17 protein-coding genes are annotated in these 17,087 nt (G+C 71.2%); 2 read left to right on the top strand and 15 right to left on the bottom strand.

What is annotated here, in order from left to right:
- Positions 1–34: 34 nt before the first annotated feature.
- The 15 genes from ACZ6WN_RS18275 to ACZ6WN_RS18205 form a co-directional block, all read right to left on the bottom strand.
- Entirely contained in the window at positions 35–2,593 is a 2,559-nt protein-coding gene (locus ACZ6WN_RS18275; protein ID WP_465866520.1) for a winged helix-turn-helix domain-containing protein, read from the bottom strand.
- A gap of 260 nt (positions 2,594–2,853) precedes the next feature.
- Complete coding sequence (locus tag ACZ6WN_RS18270; RefSeq protein ID WP_465866518.1) at positions 2,854–3,384, bottom strand: hypothetical protein; 531 nt, start codon at positions 3,382–3,384, stop codon at positions 2,854–2,856.
- 64 nt (positions 3,385–3,448) lie between these two features.
- Complete coding sequence (locus ACZ6WN_RS18265; RefSeq protein WP_465866517.1) at positions 3,449–3,715, bottom strand: hypothetical protein; 267 nt, start codon at positions 3,713–3,715, stop codon at positions 3,449–3,451.
- A complete protein-coding gene (locus tag ACZ6WN_RS18260; protein WP_465866515.1) occupies positions 3,708–3,983 on the bottom strand; it encodes a hypothetical protein in 276 nt (91 codons plus the stop codon). The genes ACZ6WN_RS18265 and ACZ6WN_RS18260 overlap by 8 nt, the downstream gene beginning before the upstream one ends.
- Positions 3,984–4,107: 124 nt before the next feature.
- Complete coding sequence (locus tag ACZ6WN_RS18255; RefSeq protein ID WP_465866514.1) at positions 4,108–4,878, bottom strand: hypothetical protein; 771 nt, start codon at positions 4,876–4,878, stop codon at positions 4,108–4,110.
- Positions 4,879–5,039: 161 nt separating this feature from the next.
- Positions 5,040–5,417, bottom strand: coding sequence for an SHOCT domain-containing protein (locus ACZ6WN_RS18250; protein WP_465866512.1), 378 nt, complete (start codon positions 5,415–5,417; stop codon positions 5,040–5,042).
- Positions 5,418–5,654: 237 nt separating this feature from the next.
- Positions 5,655–6,749 carry an MSMEG_0565 family glycosyltransferase gene (locus ACZ6WN_RS18245; RefSeq protein ID WP_465866511.1) on the bottom strand — a complete coding sequence of 365 codons (1,095 nt, stop codon included), beginning with the start codon at positions 6,747–6,749 and terminating at the stop codon, positions 5,655–5,657.
- Positions 6,746–7,600: a carbon-nitrogen hydrolase family protein gene (locus ACZ6WN_RS18240; protein ID WP_465866509.1), complete on the bottom strand. Its 855-nt coding sequence runs from the start codon at positions 7,598–7,600 to the stop codon at positions 6,746–6,748. The genes ACZ6WN_RS18245 and ACZ6WN_RS18240 overlap by 4 nt, the downstream gene beginning before the upstream one ends.
- Positions 7,601–7,647: 47 nt before the next feature.
- Positions 7,648–8,970 (bottom strand): MSMEG_0569 family flavin-dependent oxidoreductase, encoded by a 1,323-nt coding sequence (locus ACZ6WN_RS18235; RefSeq protein ID WP_465866508.1) that lies wholly within the window; start codon positions 8,968–8,970, stop codon positions 7,648–7,650.
- On the bottom strand, positions 8,967–9,275 hold the full coding sequence (locus ACZ6WN_RS18230) for an MSMEG_0570 family nitrogen starvation response protein (RefSeq protein ID WP_465866611.1): 309 nt from the start codon (positions 9,273–9,275) through the stop codon (positions 8,967–8,969). The genes ACZ6WN_RS18235 and ACZ6WN_RS18230 overlap by 4 nt, the downstream gene beginning before the upstream one ends.
- Before the next feature lies 1 nt (position 9,276).
- On the bottom strand, positions 9,277–10,191 hold the full coding sequence (locus ACZ6WN_RS18225) for a carbon-nitrogen hydrolase family protein (RefSeq protein WP_465866507.1): 915 nt from the start codon (positions 10,189–10,191) through the stop codon (positions 9,277–9,279).
- Positions 10,188–11,606, bottom strand: coding sequence for an MSMEG_0567/sll0787 family protein (locus tag ACZ6WN_RS18220; protein WP_465866505.1), 1,419 nt, complete (start codon positions 11,604–11,606; stop codon positions 10,188–10,190). Before ACZ6WN_RS18220 ends, ACZ6WN_RS18225 begins: the two co-directional genes overlap by 4 nt.
- The gene (locus ACZ6WN_RS18215) at positions 11,603–12,682 is read right to left on the bottom strand and encodes an MSMEG_0568 family radical SAM protein (RefSeq protein WP_465866503.1); all 1,080 of its coding nucleotides are present in this window, start codon (positions 12,680–12,682) and stop codon (positions 11,603–11,605) included. Before ACZ6WN_RS18215 ends, ACZ6WN_RS18220 begins: the two co-directional genes overlap by 4 nt.
- 10 nt (positions 12,683–12,692) lie before the next feature.
- The gene (locus tag ACZ6WN_RS18210; RefSeq protein WP_229787631.1) at positions 12,693–13,229 is read right to left on the bottom strand and encodes an MSMEG_0572/Sll0783 family nitrogen starvation response protein; all 537 of its coding nucleotides are present in this window, start codon (positions 13,227–13,229) and stop codon (positions 12,693–12,695) included.
- Positions 13,230–13,310: 81 nt separating this feature from the next.
- The gene (locus tag ACZ6WN_RS18205; RefSeq protein WP_465866502.1) at positions 13,311–14,135 is read right to left on the bottom strand and encodes an amidohydrolase family protein; all 825 of its coding nucleotides are present in this window, start codon (positions 14,133–14,135) and stop codon (positions 13,311–13,313) included.
- A gap of 139 nt (positions 14,136–14,274) precedes the next feature.
- On the opposite strand from ACZ6WN_RS18205, the gene ACZ6WN_RS18200 reads away from it, so the two are divergent.
- The gene (locus ACZ6WN_RS18200) at positions 14,275–16,044 is read left to right on the top strand and encodes a SulP family inorganic anion transporter (RefSeq protein ID WP_465866500.1); all 1,770 of its coding nucleotides are present in this window, start codon (positions 14,275–14,277) and stop codon (positions 16,042–16,044) included.
- Between the two features lie 79 nt (positions 16,045–16,123).
- Complete coding sequence (locus tag ACZ6WN_RS18195) at positions 16,124–16,765, top strand: hypothetical protein (protein ID WP_465866499.1); 642 nt, start codon at positions 16,124–16,126, stop codon at positions 16,763–16,765.
- Positions 16,766–17,087 lie beyond the last annotated feature (322 nt).

The raw sequence follows: 17,087 nt of genomic DNA, 5'->3' as shown, positions 1-17,087 counted from the left end.
GTCCTCTCGCGCCGGCCGCGACGGTCGGCCGGGCTCACCGTGGCAGGAGCCCCAGCTCACGCGCCCGCCTGACCGCGGCGTTGCGCCGAGTCACACCCAGCTTCCGAAGGATGTTGCGTACGTGGGTGCGGATCGTGTTGACGGAGATGTACATGACGCCGGCGATCTCCTCGGTGGTGAGGAGGTTCGCCAGGTGACCCAGAACCTCCTGCTCCTTCTCCGTGAGCTCCTCGAACACGGGGGCGGGAGGGCGCGCCGAGACGGAGGTCAGTGCACGCTTCTGGACGTTCAACCGCCGTGAGGGCCCGGCCGAGATCTCGAAGAGCCAGTCGTGCTCGGCGCTCAGCTGCTTGTCCCGAACGAGCAGCTGTCGCACCACGGCGGGCGCCTCGTGGAACGGGCGCCGCACTCGTTCCTGCGAGGCCAGCGTGAGAGCCCGATCGAGCGCCGCGCGCGCCCGGGGTGATGGTCCGTCGTGCAGTCGGCGTGCGCACTCCACCAGCCAGCCGAAGACCTGGACCGGCACGGGCACCCGTTTCGACAGCACGGTGGACATCGCGGCGTCAGCAGCGCTCGGGTCGCCCAGCTGCAGGTGTGCGAGCCCGACCACGAGGGCCGCCTCGGGCGCGTCGTCGAGGTCCTCGACCTCGACCACCGCGGTCGGCTCGCCGGCGGCAACCCTGACGTGGGCGAGCTCGACGCGCAGCTGCTGACCCAGCCAGCCGCCCTCGTCGCAGATACCAGCGGCCGCCTGCTCGAGCCTGCCGAGTGCGCCCAGCCGGTCACCGTGCGCCACCTGGAGACGCGCCCCGATCACCGCCAGCATCGCCTGCGGAACCGGGTCTCGCAGCCGCAGGTCCATCCGTTCGACCGACTGCACGTGATCGGCTGCCGCGCGCAGGTCGTACCGCTCCATCTCCACCCAGCCGAGCGCCACCCGGGCGGCAGCCGACCGGTCTGCTGCGTTGAGACCGATCTGCTCGGTGGCACCGATCGCGCGGCCCCCGAGCTTCGCAGCCCTGGAGAGCTTGCCCCGGTAGCAGGCTATGACGGCCTGGTAGCCCAGGCACTCGGCCAGCACGGCCTCGGATCCGGCGCCCGCCGCCGCGGCGACACCCGACTGGAACATCGCGTCGGCCGCGGCCAGCCGTCCTTGGCGCAGGGCGGCGATGCCCTTGCTGAGAAGGACGAGAGCAGTCAGCTCCGGGCGGGCACTGCCCTTCGACCCGGCGTCCGGCGCGGCCAGTGCCTGTTCGGCCGCGGTGGCGAGCGACATGGCTTCGTTCGGGTCCTTCGTCGCCTGTGCGCCCACGGCCTCCAGCACCCGGACCGCGACGGTGGTGGCCCAGAGACGGGGGTCCGATCGCTCACCCGGCTCGGTCCTCACCTGTGCCAGCTCGTGGGTGAAACCGGTGGTGTCGCCGGCTCCCAGCGCGAGCGTCGCCCTCACGACGGTGGAGGCCGGGTCCGCCAGCTCGGACGGGATCGACCGCAACGACCGGGTCAAGGTGCTCGTGTCGTCGTCGAGCAACAGCTGACCGACCGCCAGGTCGTCGACCACCTCCGCGGCCGCCTCCTGCCAGGCCCCGATCGCGACGAAGTGACCGACGGAGTCAGCGACCTGACCGTGGTGGGCGAACCACTCGGCCGCCGTTCGCTGCAGGCGCCTCATCTCCTCAGGCGATTCGTAGGCGAGCACGGCGCGGAGGAGATCTCGGAAGAGCGGGTGATAGCGGTAGCACCCTGGCCGGCCGGGCACAGCTTCGATGAACACGTTGTCCCGGGTCAGGAAGGTCAGCGTACGTTCGGCCGTGGGACCGGCGAGTGCCTCGGCCAGTCCCGGCTGGATCGTGTCGGGAACGCTCGTCGCCAGCAGCAGCGTGCGTACCTCGGGCCTCTGCGCGGCCAGCACCTCGCCCACGAGGTACTCCGAGATGTTCCCGGTGTCCCCGACGATCTCGGTGACGGCATCGTCGGGATCCTGTCGCAGCCGCAGCAGCTGCGTGCCGAACCGCAGCCCTGCCGCCCAGCCCTTCGTCCGACCGTTGAGCGCGTGCACCGAGTCCTGCGTCAGGCTCAGTCCCGCCCGCAGCGTCAGCTCACCGGCTTCCTCGTCGGTGAAGGCCAGGTCCGCCATCCGCACCTCGAGGACCATGTCATCGAGGCGGTACCGGTACAGCGGAAGCACCGGATCGGCTCGTGTCGCCATCACCAGCCGGAGCCGGTCGCCGCTGTGTCGCAACACGAAGTCCAGATCCTCGGCGACGTCGGCCGAGAGCAGCTCGTATCCGTCCACCACCACCGTCAGCCGTGCCGGATGGTCGCCGACCGCCTCCGCGACCGTTCGGCGAACCTGGCGGTCGAGCGGGCCCTCACCCTCGGAGACCGTCTCGGCCGAGACCGCGACGCCCAGGCTCTCGAGGCACCCGACCAGACCCGGCCAGAACGCACCATCCGTCCCCTCGTAGGTGATCCACGCGGTGCGGTCCTGCTCCCCGCCGGCCGCGACCCAGTCGGCCAGCAGGGCCGTCTTGCCGGTTCCTGCCGGCGCGCTGACCAGCGCCAGGGAGCAGGCGTCGCTGCGGTCGAGCATCTGCAGGAGACGTGGTCGCCGTACGTACGACGAAGGGACCGTTGGGATGCCGAGCCACCCATCGCCGGGGTGAGGAACCATCGCGTCGACGTGCCTCCTAGATCGAACGAGTGCGCAAAAGCGCCCATCCGAACAGACCAAGGGGGAGCCAATCGGAACCAAGGACCAGTCCAAACTAGTACGAGCCTCCGGAGCGGTACATAGCCCGTACGTGTCAGCGCTCTCGTGCCGCGGTCCCGGTCTCACCCTCCACCTGAGGGTCAGTGCAGCAGGACCTTCATCCAGGTCAGTCCCAGGCCGAGGAGCCCACACGCTGCCGACCCGGCGAAGGAACGAGCCCAGGAACGGCCCGTGTGCCGGAGCCAGACCATCGGGATGAGAGCCAGCAGCACGACCCCGGACCACATGGACCAGGTGACGGCTCGTCCGTCCTCGATCCACCCGATCGCTCCGAGGAGCAGGATGAGCAGCGGGACGAGGACGCCCTCCACGATGCCGATCTCGTGGCGCACCCCCGCAACGAAGACGCGGCGCCACGGCATCACGTCGGGTCCCGAGTCGGCGATCATCGAGGCGTAGACGTGCACCGCCCAGATCACGGCGCTCGAGATCACGGCGAAGCCGAAGACCCGGCCGGCGGAGTCGTCGAAGTGGGAGGCGCCGGCGATGACGGCGAGCACCGAGACGATGCCGTAGACGGCGCCGGCGACGGCGCGAGGCCCGCGACCGAACCGCCGATCGTGTCCTCGATGCGACTCGCTGACCGCGCCGCCGATCTCCTCGCCGCTCATCGCCGGCCCGCCGCCAGGATGGAGCCGAGCCTGGGCGGCACGAGGGACATCAGCCTCACCGCGATCACCTCCGGTCAGCCTCTTCCGGCGAGGCGCTCGCATGCCGGGTCGATGCTGTGCTGACCCGGATGTCCTCGATCGTCAGCCCCTCCGCATCCAGCATGCCCACGAGCTCGGCGACGCCGGCGCCCGCGCCGGCAGTGGCTCGAAAGATGGTGCACGGCCGCCGCTCGGCGACAGCCGGGTGCAGCGCGCAACGGAGCACCGGACCCAGGTCGCCTTCGACGGTCAGCTCGAACAGGCCGCCGGTGCCGGACCCACCCTCACTCATGGCCGTCTCCGGCCGGCTCGTCGTCGGCGGTGTCGGCCATGGCCCGTCGGACCTCCACCACCTCGAGACCGAAGGTCCGAAGCCTCGCCAGGAACCCGTGGAGCTCGGCCTGGTCACGACACCGGCAGATCAACACGGTCCTCGTCTCGCGCGAGGAGGTCTCGACATCGGCGAGCTGCACCAGAACCTGCTGCGGGACGAGTCCGGCGACCCGTATCTCGAAGGCCTGGGTATCGGTGGCTCCCGGCTCCGACGGGTTCTGGCCCATGATCTCAACTCGACTTCCCGCGCTAGGTGTTCGTCATCCGCGACACATCAAGCAAGCCTGGTGCGGAAGCGGCCACGGGTCGTCGTCCGCGGTGGATGAGGACCGGCACCGGCCGCCGGCCCGACTACGCGGCCATCTCTCTGGCGAAGTACTCGAGCGCTGTCTTGGTCTTGGTCTGCTGGTCGCCCGAGATGTTCAGTCCTCGCTTGACCAGCAACGCCTTGAGCTCCGCGGCGACCTGGAAGGCGTTCACGGGTGCGCACCTGGAGGAGAGCTCGAGGATTCGCGAGCCGTCCGGGTAGAACCACAGCTCGGCGACCAGCCGGCCGGCGTACTCCGGTGGCCTGAACTTCTGCTTCAAGATGGTGATCGGGCCGAGCGCGACCAGGGCGTCGAGGTCGACGTCCGCGCCCGCGTGGGCCTGGAAGAAGCTCCGCTGCTCCTTCGTGTACAGCTTGCGGATGGCGCGCGTGCCCGCCGCGACCTCCTTGACGTCGCTCTGCCCGAGAGTCGCCTTCATCGAGGCCGAGCAGACGAAGCCTCCCGGCATCGCATCGACCTCCACGGTCAGGTTCTTGGAGCTGCGCGCCTCCGAGAGCTCTGCCGGGACGACCGGCCGCACCTTCACCACGGAGTCGTCGTTGCGACCCTGGATGCGGCGGGCGCGGACGACGACGCCGCGTCGGTTGAGCGTCAGGTCGGCGGTGTCGAAGAAGAACACCTGCCGGATCTGGGCATCCAGCGGGTCCAGCCCCAGGGCGGTCACCGCCAGCGGTCGCTCGGCGTTCGGCACGGTCATCTTGAGCTCGACGCTGTCGGCCTGCTTGGTCAGGTCGAGCAGTTCACCGAGCTGTTCGCCGGAGAGCAGTCCTGGCGGCTGGGTGCTGGTGGACATGTCGGATCACGCTTCCACGACACCGAGGGCCGGGCATCACCCCGACCGGACGATTAGGTCTGGCTGCAGGCCGGATCGAGCGCTCGCCCACCAAGGCAGAACCCTCGCCCCGAGGACGACACCGGGGCAAGGGTTCTGCCGATCGAGAGGATCAGGCCGTGCTAGCCGGCCATCGCCTTCGCCTTGAGGGAGGCGAACTCTTCCTGAGTGATGGTCCCGGAATCGAGCAGCTGCCGGGCCTTGGCGATCTCCTCGGCGGGAGACGATCCGGCGACCGTGCGGATGTATTCGTCCTGCGCCTCCCTGGCCTGTTGGAACGCCTGACCCTGCCGCTCCGCCATCCCCTTGCCACGGGCGATGAGGTAGATCACAGCCATGAGGAACGGCAAGAAGATGAGGCCGATCATCCAGAGGGCCTTCACGCCACCGGAGATCGATTTGTCCCGGAAGAGATCGGTGACGATGTTGAACAGAACCATCAGGTACGCGACGAACGCGAAAGATACGATGATGAACCAGATGATGTCCCAGAAGCTCATGTGAGAAGTTCTCCTGTCATTCGGGAAGAGTGTCGAAGGGGACGTACGAACGCGGGACCGGTCAGCTCGACCGCCGGAGACCGGGAGGCTCCCGGTGCGACGGAGAGGACTGGCCAGGACCGAGGCCCCTTCAGCGTCACTGGCTCATGATTCGCGCTTTGGCGGGGGTTCCCTTCACCCGCAACGGGTGATACCTGGTTCCACCGACGGGACTCGTCCGGCGCCGGCGAGCGTGGCTCAGGAGCCTTGGATGCGGGCGTAGAGCTCGCGGTGGGCACGAGCGGCGCGGGCCCAGGTGTAGCCGGCGGCGAGGTCCCTTCCGGCGGTCGGGTCCGGCGGCGTGTCCAGGATCTTGCCCAGCGCGACGGCGATCTCGGCCGGCGTCGTGGCGTAGGCGACGGTCTCGGCGAAGACCTCGCGGAGCACGGGCAGGTCGCGGGCGACCACGGGGACGCCTGCGGCGAGCGCCTCCAGGGCGGCGAGCCCGAAGCCTTCCTTGGTCGACACCATCGCGAGCGCGCCGGCCTCGGCGACCAGAGACGGGAGCTCGTCCTCCGCGAGCACGCCGGTGATGACGACGGGCACGTCGAGCTCGCGAGCCCGGGCGTCGAACGCCGCTCGGTAGTCGCGGTAGTCGAAGAGGGTCTCCCCACCGCCGAAGACCAGCGTCAGGTCGGCATGACGGGGATCGGAGGCGCGCAGCTCGGCGTACGCCTCCAGCAGGTCGAGCGAGCCCTTGCGTGGCTCGATCCCGCCGAGGGCGAGGACGTAGCGGCCGAGTCGCGCCCGCCAGGACTCCCGACCGGCGACGTCGTCGGCTCCGGCCGCGAACCGGGCGGCGTCGACACCGTTGGGGATGACCGTCGGGGTGAGGCCCCATCCTGCCTCGACCTCGTCCGCGACCGACTGCGAGACACAGATCCGGGCGTACGGCTCGACGACGGCCTTCTCGTGGCAGGCGGCGAGCTGCGGGGTGGTGAAGTGATCGAGGTGGTGGATGGTGCGCAGGCAGGGCAGCGCGGCGTTGGCGCTGATGCAGTCCTGGGCGTGCACGATGTCGTAGGCGTCCCGCTGCTGCTCGAAGGCGGTCCTCAGGACGGCGATGGAGCGCACGATCCGCTCCCCCACGCTCTCCTCCTCGCGTGCCTCGAACGGCACCGCACGGACGGTGACGGCGGGGTCGACCGGACGGAAGAACTCCGTGTCGCCGTGACGGCCGAGGGTCCAGACATGGACGTCCTCGCCGAGCGCGGCCAGTGCCTCCGCGAGCGCCAGCGTGTGCACGACTCCGCCGCGAGGACGGGTGGAGTAGGTCAGGAGCGCGATCCTCATTCGGGCCTCCCCGGGTTCTGGTAGGCCGTCGGGGTCAGCTCCTTGAGGTGGTGGAGGACCCGTCGGGACCGGGCGATCTCCGCGTCGATGTCGATCTCCGCGACGGCGAGGCCACCTTTGGAGGTGGTGCGAGCCAGGATCTCGCCGCCGGGACCGACGACCTTGGCCTGGCCCAGGAAGCGCAACCCACCCATCACCCCGGTCTGGTTGGAGGAGACCCACACGACCTGGTTCTCGGCCGCCCGAGCCTGGTCGTAGAGGTCGAAGAGCCGCGACTGCCGATCCTGCGGGAGCCGCGAGGCACGGTCGGTGACCGAGGCCGGCCAGGCCGAGAGACAGGCGATCACCGAGGCGCCGTCGAGGGCGAGGGTGCGGGCCGCCTCCGGGAACGTCTTGTCGTAGTCGATGAGCATGCCGAGCCTCCCCACCGGGGTGTCGAAGGCCGCGAAGCCCTCCCCCGCCGCATAGACCAGCGACTCACCGGCCGGCTGGTGCACCTTGCGGTGGCGCCCGAGAATCCCGTCGCCGCTGAGGCAGACGGCGGAGTTGTAGAGCCGCGCCCGGCCCTCGACGACGACCTCCTCGGCATACCCGAGGCAGACCACCATCTCGCCGGCCATCGCGATCATCCGGCCGATCTCGAAGGAGTCCTCGCCGAGGGCCGGCGGCAACGCGTACGGGTCGGGGTGCCGCAGGTCGGAGAGGTAGCCGCCGAGGGTCGCGTCGGGGAGCACCAGGAGGCGTACGTCGTTGCGCCGGGCGTCCTCGACGATCCCCTCGAGCTTGGCGACCGCGCGCGGCAGGTCGCGTCCGAAGTGGGCCGCGACCGCCGCGATGCGTATCTTCGACATGCTTCTCAACCTATTCGTCGTCGTCCTGGATCCGGGGTGGGCGCGCCTCAGGCGACGGCCGCCGCCGACGTGTCCAGCAGACGGGGTGAGCGGCGCCGGGCCAGATCGGCGGCAGGCTCGATGGTCCGGCGGCTGTTGCCGGTGATGGTGCCGGTGATGTGCTCCGCGTCGGCGGCGATGCCGAGGTAGCGCCCGGAGCCCCAGGTGTGCAGCCACGGCAGCCCGAGGAAGGAGAGCCCGGGGACCGCGGTGAGGCCACGGGTGTGGGTCGGTCGTCCCGTGCCGTCGAAGACGCCCACCCGGACCCAGCGATAGTCGGGCCGGTAGCCGATCGCCCAGATCACCGTCGAGACACCGGCCGCGGCGAGGTCGAGGGCGGTCGGATCCGACTCCGGCTCCCAGACCGGTCGGTAGGGCTCAGCCGACGGTACGTCGAGGTCGCGAGAGGCGATGTAGACGTCGATGTCGCGGCAGATCGAGCGGTAGACGTCGTCGGCGGAGCCGAGCGCCTCGCGCAGCGTCGGCTCGAGGACGAGATCGGTGCCGGCCCCGGAGGCGAGCCGGCCGTAGAGCCGCATCCCCTCGGCCGCGAACTGGCGCAGGTCGATGTCGCGGCCGCCGTCACGGCCGGTCACGTAGTGGTTGGTCTTCTCGCGTGCCGCCGGGCCTCCCGGATAGCTCGTCACGGGAGTGTCGTAGAGCCCCATCTCGGCCAGCCACGTCATGCAGTCGCGGCCGCGGTGGAACCGGGCGACCCGGGGCGCATCGCCGATCGCCAGATGCACCTGACGTCCCTCCAGGTGCAGGTCCTCGGCGATCTGGGCCCCGGACTGGCCCGAGCCGACCACCAGCACCGCACCCGGGCGGAACTGCGCGGCGTTCTTGTAGTCGGCCGAGTGCAGCTGGTCGATCGCGGGGTCGAGCGCGGGCGCCCAGTCCGGGACGACCGGTACGTGGTAGCCGCCGGTGGCGACCACGACGTGCTCGGCCTCCCAGGTCTCGGCGCCCTCGGGCCCCTCGGCCTCGAGCAGGAACCCGCCGTCCGGGCGCTGGGTCAGCGAGGTCACCCGGGTGTGCTCGCGCAGCGGAGGGCCGAAGGTCGGCGCGTAGCCGGCCAGCCACGCCACCACCTCGTCGCGGGTCATGAAGCCGTCCGGGTCGGGCCCGGCGTACTCGTAGCCGGGCAGGCGGCAGTGCCAGTTGGGTGTCACGAGGGTGAAGTTGTCCCAGCGGGTCTCGGCCCACTCGTGGCCGGCGGTGCCCGCCTCGAGGACGACATGGTCCACGCCGTCGCGGACGAGGAACCAGCTCGCGGCCAGGCCGGCCTGCCCGCCGCCGACGATCGCGACGGTGGTGCGGTGGGTGGTCATCGGGACTCCTGGGAGGTCGAGGTGGCAGGAAGGGGCGGGTGCATGGCGAGGACCCTGACGTGCTGCTCGGAGGCGTACGCCGCGGCCGAGGCGCGCAGCTGCTCGGCGGTCGCCATCGCGCTGGTGCACGCGAAGCCGAACTTCGCCCGCACCCGCTCGGAGGCGGTGGCCAGGGCGGTGAGGCTGCGGTCGAGGAAGTCGTCGACGGCGTACGTCCGGCCGGCCTCCAGATGGTCGTGCACCACCAGCGAGGGCGAGTAACAGTCCTCGACCCGGCCGTCGGGCCAGCGCACGGTGAAGGTCATCTCAGGCACGGCCCTCACCCACCGGGGCGAGCGGCTCGGCGGTCGCCAGCGTGGACGGGTACGCCTCGGGCCGGCGGTCACGGAGGTGGAACATCGCCCGGCGCGCCGTGCTCAGAGCGCTGGGCACGTCGAGCTCGGCCACGGCCATGCCAGCGTCGAGACCGGTGGTGGCCAGGATGTCGCCGCCCGGACCGACCACCTTCGCGTTCGCGACGAAGCGGAGCTTGCCGAAGGTCCCGTGCTGGTTGGAGGCCAGCCAGACCACCTGGTTCTCGAGCGCCCGGGCGGCGTCGAAGAGGTTGAACCGCGCCAACCACCGGTCGTCCTCGAGCGAGGCGCTGGTGGCGGTGCGCGAGGCCGGCCAGGCGGAGATGCAGGCGATGATCTCGGCGCCGTCGACGGCCAGCGCCCGCGCGCCCTCGGGGAACGCCTTGTCGTAGCAGATCATGGTGCCGATCCGGCCCGCCGGTGTGTCCACGCAGCCGAACCCGTCCCCGGCCGCGTAGTAGAGGTTCTCGCCGAGCGGCTGGTGCACCTTGCGGTGAGCGCCCAGCACGCCGTCGCCGGTGACGACGGCGGCCGTGTTGTAGCGGTCCGCACCATCGGACTCGCACAGACCCACGACCACGGTCATGTCCGCGGCGAGCTCGGCGACCCGCCGCAGCTCGGGGCCGTCGATGTCCATCACGGGCGGGAGGTCCTCGGGCGTCTCGTCGTGGCTGCCGTCGCGGCCCGCGCCGAGCACAGAGAGGTAGCCGCCGAGGCAGGCCTCGGGGAGGGCGAGCAGGCCCACGCCGGCCTGGCGGGCGTCCTCGATGAGGCCGCCGATCTGGGCGAGGTTCTCGTCCACGTCGCGGCCGAAGCCGGCGCAGACGGCCGCGACGGCGGTGCCGCGGGGGGAGCTGTTGATGGTCATGTCGCAGGTCCTAGTCCGGTGACGGTGTGGTCGATGGCGTCGGTGACGGTGCCGTCCGGCCAGCGCAGGCCGACGCCTGTGCCGGGGACGAGCTCCCCGCACACCGCGGAGGAGAGGAAGCCGGGCAGCTCGGGCCGCACCCGGGTTCGTGCGGGCGCCTCCGCGGTGAGCATCGCGAAACCCGGGAAGCAGGTGAGCCAGTCCGCGGTCGAGGCGGCCGGCGGGGTGGGGACGGCGCCGACGTCGATGATCGCGCGGCAGCCGCTGGCCTCGGCCAGCATCCCGGCGGTGCCGACCAGCCCGGCCATGCTGACGTCCTTGGCCGCGCTCGGCGCCAGCGCGGGCACGACTCCGGACAGCGCCCGAAGCTCGGCCGAGGTCCGGTGCGAGGAGGAGTCCCACTGGCGGCCGCGGTAGCCGGGCCGCCAGCCCCCGCCGAGGTCCGCGCTCAGCCGGAGTACGTCACCGGGTGCTCCCCCACCACCCGGGACCGGCCGCTCGGCGCGCCCGAGAGCGGTCACCGAGAGCGCGGACGGGACGCCGAGCTGGGTGTGCCCGCCGAGGACGGGCAGGTCCCACGCCTGCGCGGCCTCGGCCAGCCCGCGCACGATCCGGCGGGCGAAGGAGGCGTCGCGGGCCCCGATGGCGTCGAGCAGGCCGACCGGCTGCGCGCCCATCGCGGAGAGGTCGTTGACGTTGACCAGGACCGCGCACCACCCCGCCCACTCGGGATCACGCTCGACCATCGAGGGGAGGATGGCGTCGCAGGCCGCGACCAGGTCGCTGCCCGGGACCGGCGCCCCGTCGTCACCCCGGAACCCCGGCGTCGAGTGCCCCACCAGGGCGCCGACGAGGTCGCCCAGCGGCGACTTGGTGGCCTCCGACAGCTGCCGGATGCGCGGGACCGGCCACTCCATCACCACATGGGTCAGGTCGTGGAGGTGGACCCGCTCGCGCGGGATCCAGCCGAGCCTGCGGAAGAGCCCCTCGTTGCGGGACTGGACGGTGGCGTCGAAGCGGAGCGCACCGGCCTGCTCGGCCGTGGCGCAGGCCGCTCGGACGAGCGCCGCACCGACACCGAGGAGCTGACGTGCGTCCTGCTTGACCGCCAGCCGGCTCCCCCGCCACCAGCCGACGTCACGGGCGCCCGGCTGCGCCGGGTGGAGGCGTACGCCGCCCAGGGTCTCGCCGTCGTCCGAGCGGGCGAGCAGGACGATCCGGCGCGGGTCGTCGTCGACGTCGTCGAGGTCGGAGCCCGGGAAGAGACCCTGCTCGGTGACGAAGACCTCCCGGCGAAGCCGGAGGTAGGCCTCCAGGTCCGCCGCGGTCTCGGCCCGGACCACGGTATAGCCCTCCAGGCTCGGCGAGCGGCGTGCGGCACCAGTGAGGATGACGTCATCGAGGAGCTCGGTCATGCCGGCTCCTCCCCGCAGGCACCGAGCGCGGAGCAGGCACCGCACGAGGCGCAGCCGGCCGCCTGGTCCGCGCCGGTCATGCCGGCCCGGCGCAGGAGCGCGGCGACCCGGGAGGTGACCCGGTAGACGTCGGCGTGCGGCGGCGCGGGAACGGCATCGACGTCCTTGGCCAGGGTGCCCGCCAGCGGGCGGTAGGGCACGACGAAGGGATAGACCCCCATGGCGATGAGCTCCTCGCAGCCGGCGACCAGCTCGTCGGGATGCTCGCCGAGACCGACCAAGAGGTAGGTCGAGACCTGGTTCCAGCCGAAGACGCGGACCGCTTCGGCCCAGGCGGCGCGGTACTCGCTCAGCGGCACCGAGCCCTTGCCGGGCATCCAGCGCAGCCGCGCCGCGTCGTCGAGGGACTCGACATGGATCCCGATCGAGCGAGCGCCCGCGTCATAGAGCTCCTGGATCGAGGCCAGGTCACCCGGCGGCTCGCACTGCACCTGGATGGGGAGATCGGGCACCGCCTCGCGTACCGCGCGCACGCAGCGCGCCAGATGGGTCGCCCCGCGGTCACGGCCCCGGGAGGTCCCGGTGGTCATCACCATCTGGGTGACACCGTCGAGCTCGACCGCGGCCCTGGCCACCTCGGCGAGCTGGGCGGGCTGCTTGACCGCGATCGTGGAGCCCTGGCGCAGCGACTCCTCGATCGCGCAGAAGCGGCACCGATCGTCCTCTGCGTAGCGCGCGCAGGTCTGCACGACGGTGGTGGCGAGGACGTTGGCCGAGTGCAGCCGGGCGATCTTGTCGTAGCCGACACCGTCGGCGGTGACCAGGTCGTAGAAGCGGGGCCGGGCGACGGCCTCGACCCCGAGCCCGGTGTCGGCGCCGTCGAGGAGCAGCTTGCCGCCGCGTACGGAATAGGGGCTGCGGGGGTTGAGCGGGATGGCCGCGCCGACCCCGTCCAGGAGGACGTGGCCGTCGTCGCTCGGCCCCGCGCCCGAGCGGCGGGCGACGGGGGCATCGAGCAGGCGGATCCCCTGGATGGCGACGTCGACGCGGGTGCTGGACGAGATCGGCGAGGTCATGGCCGGGTCCTCAGAGGTTGTAGGTCGAGTTGATGATGGCGCCCTTGCGCGCGTAGTGGATCAGCGCGTCCTGGACGTCGAGCGGGTGCGAGGGCACGACGCCCTCGATCAGGTCCTCCTCGCGCAGGCCGTGGAGGCCCATCCCGAAGCGGCAGCAGAAGACCGTTCCGCCCTCCTTGATGAAGGTCTCGATGGCGCCGTTGGTGTTGAGCTCACCGGGGAACCCGGCATCGCCCATCGTCGGGAAGCCGCGCGAGGCCATGCAGGCGAGCGTGCCCGGCCCGTAGAAGTAGATGGCGGACTCGAAGCCCTTGCGCAGGGCCCGCGTCGCCTGCAGGACGGCGACGAAGCTGACCGAGGACTCGTGCGGGATGCCGTGGACGAGGGTGAAGTAGGTCTCCCCCTCCTCGGCCTGGTAGTCGGGGAAGATCTTGGTCGAGCCGTAGATGTTGGTGCCCGGCTGCTGCGAGGGGTGCGGGATCTCGCCGAGCGACTTGGCCATGTTCTCGGCGATCTGGGCGTCGATGTCAGCGGTGTCAGTGGTCACGTGGTTCTCCAGAGAGGTGGGATAGGCGGAGGGAGCGGGCTCGTCGTCCTTGACGAGTGGTCGGCAGCCGGGCTGCCGCTCTCAGCCGTAGAGGGCTGAGAAGTTGTGGTGGAAGAAGGCCTCGGCGAGCTCGCCGTCACCGGCCGCGGCGGCCAGCCGGGCGTGCTCGCCGGCGAAGTCACCCCACGGGGCGTCGGTGGCGAAGAGGATGCGGTCGTGCCCGACGCCGCGGCGCTCGATCTCCTGCACCAGCCAGGTCGGTGCGAAGCCGATCGCCCAGCTGGTGTCGGTGTAGACCTGCATCCCGGCCTCGATCCAGTCGAAGAGCCGGCCGCCGATGAGCTTCATGTGGCCGCTCATCCCGCCACCGAGATGCACGAGATGGAGACGTACGTCGCGGGCGTAGCGCTCCACGAGCGTGCCGATCTGGTCGATGTCGGAGGCGGCGCCCGGCGAGGTGTGCACGTGCACGGTCAGGTCGTGCTCGCGGGCGGTGGCGAAGACCTTGTCGAGCTGCTCGAGGCATTCCGGGTCGCTGGGATGGCCGCCGAGCAGGAAGCTCGTCTTGAGCGCGGCCACCCCCTCCTCACCGGCGAGGGCGAGGGCGGCATCGTTGCGGGCCGAGTCGGACGCCTTGGGCGAGACCCACAGGCCGCACCGGATCCGGTCGTCGCTCTGGGCGGCCTCGATGGCCAGGGAGTTGAGGTCGAAGGCGGCGTCGGGGTCGGGCACGCCGTAGTTCGGCAGCACCAGCGCGCGCTCGATCCGGTCGGCGTCGAGGTCGGCGACGAGCTCCTTCACGGTGGCTCTCGCGGTCACGTCGGCGTTGATCGCCGGGCCGCCGTAGAACGGGTACGCCGGCAGCCGGCCGATGTGGCGGTGGGCGTCGCGGAGGGGCTTGTTCATGGCATCAAGCCTTCGGCCCGGTCGTTTCGGAGTGGTTACGCCTGGAATACGAAGCCCGTTTCGGTTCGTAAGATCGAGGTAACCCGCCTCACCCGAGTCAGGTGATGCGGCTCGGCGCCGGCGGCGTTGCGATGGTGCGGTGCTGACCTGGCTGCGCGAGCGGATGTCCCTGCCTCGCCATCTCTTCGATCGGCGGACGGCACGACGCGATGCCGCTGCCGGCGCCGTGCTCGGCATCGAGTCGGTCCCGGACGGGCTCGCCAGCGGTCTCCTCGCCGGGGTGAACCCGGTCGCCGGGCTCTACGGCTACCTGTTCGGGCTCGCCGGCGGAGCGCTGTTCACCGGCACCGCCGCGATGGCGATCCAGGGCACCGGGGCGATGGCGATCATCGTCGCCGACGTCGACCTCGACGCCTACGACGACCCGGTGCGAGCGCTCGCCACGCTGTCGATCCTCACCGGCGTGATCATGATCGTCGCCGGCGCGCTCCGCCTGGGCCGGCTGCTGCGGTTCGTGTCGAAGTCGGTGATGACGGGCTTCATCTCCGCGGTGGGGATCAGCATCGTGCTCGGCCAGCTCGACAACTTCACCGGCTACGACTCCCACGGGAGCAACCGCGTCACCGCCGCGCTGGACCTGCTGGTCCACCTCCGCGGCGTCGACCTCGCCTCGGTCGTGGTCGGTCTGACCACCGTCGCCGGCATCCTCGTCCTGCAGCGCACCCGCCTGGGTGCCACCGGACTGGTGGTGGCCGTCGCCGCGGGTTCCGCGCTGGCCGCCGTGCTCAACGCGCTGGGAGAGGACACCGTGGCCCTGGTCGCCGACGTCGCCGAGGTGCCCAACTCGTTGCCCCTTCCGGTCTTCCCCGACCTCGCGGCCACGATCGACCTCCTGCTCCCCGCCGCCGCGCTCGCGTTCGTCGGGCTCGTCCAGGGCGCCGGCGTCTCCGCCGGCTTCCCGAACCCGGACGGCACCACCCGTCCCTCGCGCGACTTCATCGGCCAGGGAGCGGGCAACATCGCCTCCGGTCTCTTCCGCGGCGTGCCCGTGGGCGGCTCGATGTCGGCCACCTCGCTGGTCGTCGGCGCGGGCGCCCGGAACCGGTTCGCCCTCCTGGTCGCGGCCGTCGTGATGGCTACCGTCATCGTCCTCTTCGCCGGGGTCGTCGAGCTCGTCGCCATGCCCGCCCTGGCCGGCCTGCTGATCGTGGTCGGTGTCGGCACCGTCAAGCCGGCCAAGCTGCTCGCCGTCGCCCGGACCGGGCCGGTGCCGCTGACCGTGATGCTGACGACCCTGGTGCTCACCCTGCTGATGCCGCTGCAGTACGCCGTGCTGGTCGGGGTCGGGCTGTCGGTGCTGCTCTTCGTGATCGGCCAGTCCTCACGGCTGGTGACACGCCGGCTGGTCATGGGCGCCGAGAACCGGGTCATCGAGACCAACCCGCCGGCAAGCCTCGGCGAGCGCGAGGTGGTGGTGCTCCAGCCCTACGGGCCGATCTTCTTCGCCACCGCCACCGCGCTGCGCTCGCAGATGCCGGACCTGACCCCGGCCTCACGCAGGTCCGTGGTGATCCTGCGGCTGCGGGGCGCCGACGACGCCGGCGCCACGCTGCTCGAGGTCCTGGCGACGTACGCCGCCGGGCTCGCCGACCTCGGGAGCAGGCTGGTGATCGTGACCGACAACGATCGGCTCGTGCGCCAGCTGCAGACCGACGCGACGCTCGGCTCGGCCGGCTCCGTCTACCAGGGCACCGCGGTGATCTGGGAGGCCACCCGGGAGGCCTACGACGATGCCGTCGCGTGGGTGGCGCAGGACGAGGAGCCCACGAGCCGGGACCAGCACTCCGCCACCCGCCCCCACCGCGACCCGCACGAGGGCGACTGGCCACCGGACCAGATGGCCCTCTAACCAGAGCCCTCGCAGCCGGTAGCGGGGTTCACCCCTTTCCGGCGATCACCGACGTCCCCCGCACCCGCAGGCTGGGGTGGTGACGAGCTCGGCGACCCATGACGAATCGCGTACGGACTGGCGCGAGCTGATCGCGATCGTGCTGCTGTCCGTGACCGCGATCCTGACCGCCTGGACCGGCTTCCAGGCGAGCAAGTGGAGCGGCGCGATGTCGATCTCCTTCTCCCAGGCATCGACGAAACGGATCGAGGCCGCCCGGCTGGAGTCCACCGCCAACCGCAAGCTGACGGTCCAGGTCTCGCTGTTCGTGCAGTGGCTCGAGGCGTACCAGATCGGCGACAGCGAGCTGACCGAGTTCCTCCAGGCCCGATTCCCGGAGCCGCTGGCCACGGTCTTCCCGGCGTGGCTCGACGCCCGGCCGCTGAAGGATCCCGACGCTCCCGCCACGCCGTTCGACATGGCGGAGTACGTCATCCCGGAGTCCGTACGCGCAAGTGCTGCGGACGAGGCCGCCGACCGCAAGTTCACCCAGGCGCTCCGCAACAACCAGCGCGGCGACAACTACACCGTCTTGACCATCGGCTTCGCCTGCGTGCTCTTCTTCGCGGCCCTCTCCGAGCGCATGCGGCGCCGCAGCGCTCAGTGGGCGCTGCTCTGCATCGGCGGCGCGGGATTCCTGCTCCTGACGATCGTGCTCATCTCGTTCCCGAAGATGATCTGAGCCCGGTCACCCGAAATAGGTGATCCTTCCGCGTTTTTTGCCGTTTACTTTGAGTAGCATCGCAGCATAGCCGGGCGGGTATTCCGGCTCATCTACGGCGCGGTGACGCTCATCAGCACCCTCCCCCCCAACGAGCGCACGACGCCGACGTGGCATCTGAGCTCCGACTGAGGGGAGGGGTTGTGCAGCGCAGCAGGCCGGCGCCCGCTACAGACCCGACGACTGGACAACCCACACCGATCCCGCCTCGCGAGGCGACGGCGGTGATACCGGCATCGAGGGCCGCGGACGACGCGGCCAGCGCGCCGTGGCCCCGCCTCCC

This window comes from Nocardioides sp. NPDC054178 (assembly GCF_055585005.1).
Note: the sequence above shows the minus strand (reverse complement) of the source record. Positions and strands in the feature narration are given on the sequence as shown.

Excerpts from the sequence above, each read along its gene's own strand:
- ACZ6WN_RS18230 (WP_465866611.1), bottom strand. The coding sequence starts at position 9,275 with ATGACCTTCACCGTGCGCTGGCCCGACGGCCGGGTCGAGGACTGTTAC.
- ACZ6WN_RS18215 (WP_465866503.1), bottom strand. The coding sequence starts at position 12,682 with ATGACCTCGCCGATCTCGTCCAGCACCCGCGTCGACGTCGCCATCCAG.
- ACZ6WN_RS18235 (WP_465866508.1), bottom strand. The coding sequence starts at position 8,970 with ATGACCACCCACCGCACCACCGTCGCGATCGTCGGCGGCGGGCAGGCC.
- ACZ6WN_RS18225 (WP_465866507.1), bottom strand. The coding sequence starts at position 10,191 with ATGACCATCAACAGCTCCCCCCGCGGCACCGCCGTCGCGGCCGTCTGC.
- ACZ6WN_RS18270 (WP_465866518.1), bottom strand. The coding sequence starts at position 3,384 with ATGAGCGGCGAGGAGATCGGCGGCGCGGTCAGCGAGTCGCATCGAGGA.
- ACZ6WN_RS18275 (WP_465866520.1), bottom strand. The coding sequence starts at position 2,593 with ATGCTCGACCGCAGCGACGCCTGCTCCCTGGCGCTGGTCAGCGCGCCG.
- ACZ6WN_RS18260 (WP_465866515.1), bottom strand. The coding sequence starts at position 3,983 with ATGGGCCAGAACCCGTCGGAGCCGGGAGCCACCGATACCCAGGCCTTC.
- ACZ6WN_RS18265 (WP_465866517.1), bottom strand. The coding sequence starts at position 3,715 with ATGAGTGAGGGTGGGTCCGGCACCGGCGGCCTGTTCGAGCTGACCGTC.
- ACZ6WN_RS18240 (WP_465866509.1), bottom strand. The coding sequence starts at position 7,600 with ATGTCGAAGATACGCATCGCGGCGGTCGCGGCCCACTTCGGACGCGAC.
- ACZ6WN_RS18220 (WP_465866505.1), bottom strand. The coding sequence starts at position 11,606 with ATGACCGAGCTCCTCGATGACGTCATCCTCACTGGTGCCGCACGCCGC.
- ACZ6WN_RS18255 (WP_465866514.1), bottom strand. The coding sequence starts at position 4,878 with ATGTCCACCAGCACCCAGCCGCCAGGACTGCTCTCCGGCGAACAGCTC.
- ACZ6WN_RS18250 (WP_465866512.1), bottom strand. The coding sequence starts at position 5,417 with ATGAGCTTCTGGGACATCATCTGGTTCATCATCGTATCTTTCGCGTTC.
- ACZ6WN_RS18205 (WP_465866502.1), bottom strand. The coding sequence starts at position 14,135 with ATGAACAAGCCCCTCCGCGACGCCCACCGCCACATCGGCCGGCTGCCG.
- ACZ6WN_RS18245 (WP_465866511.1), bottom strand. The coding sequence starts at position 6,749 with ATGAGGATCGCGCTCCTGACCTACTCCACCCGTCCTCGCGGCGGAGTC.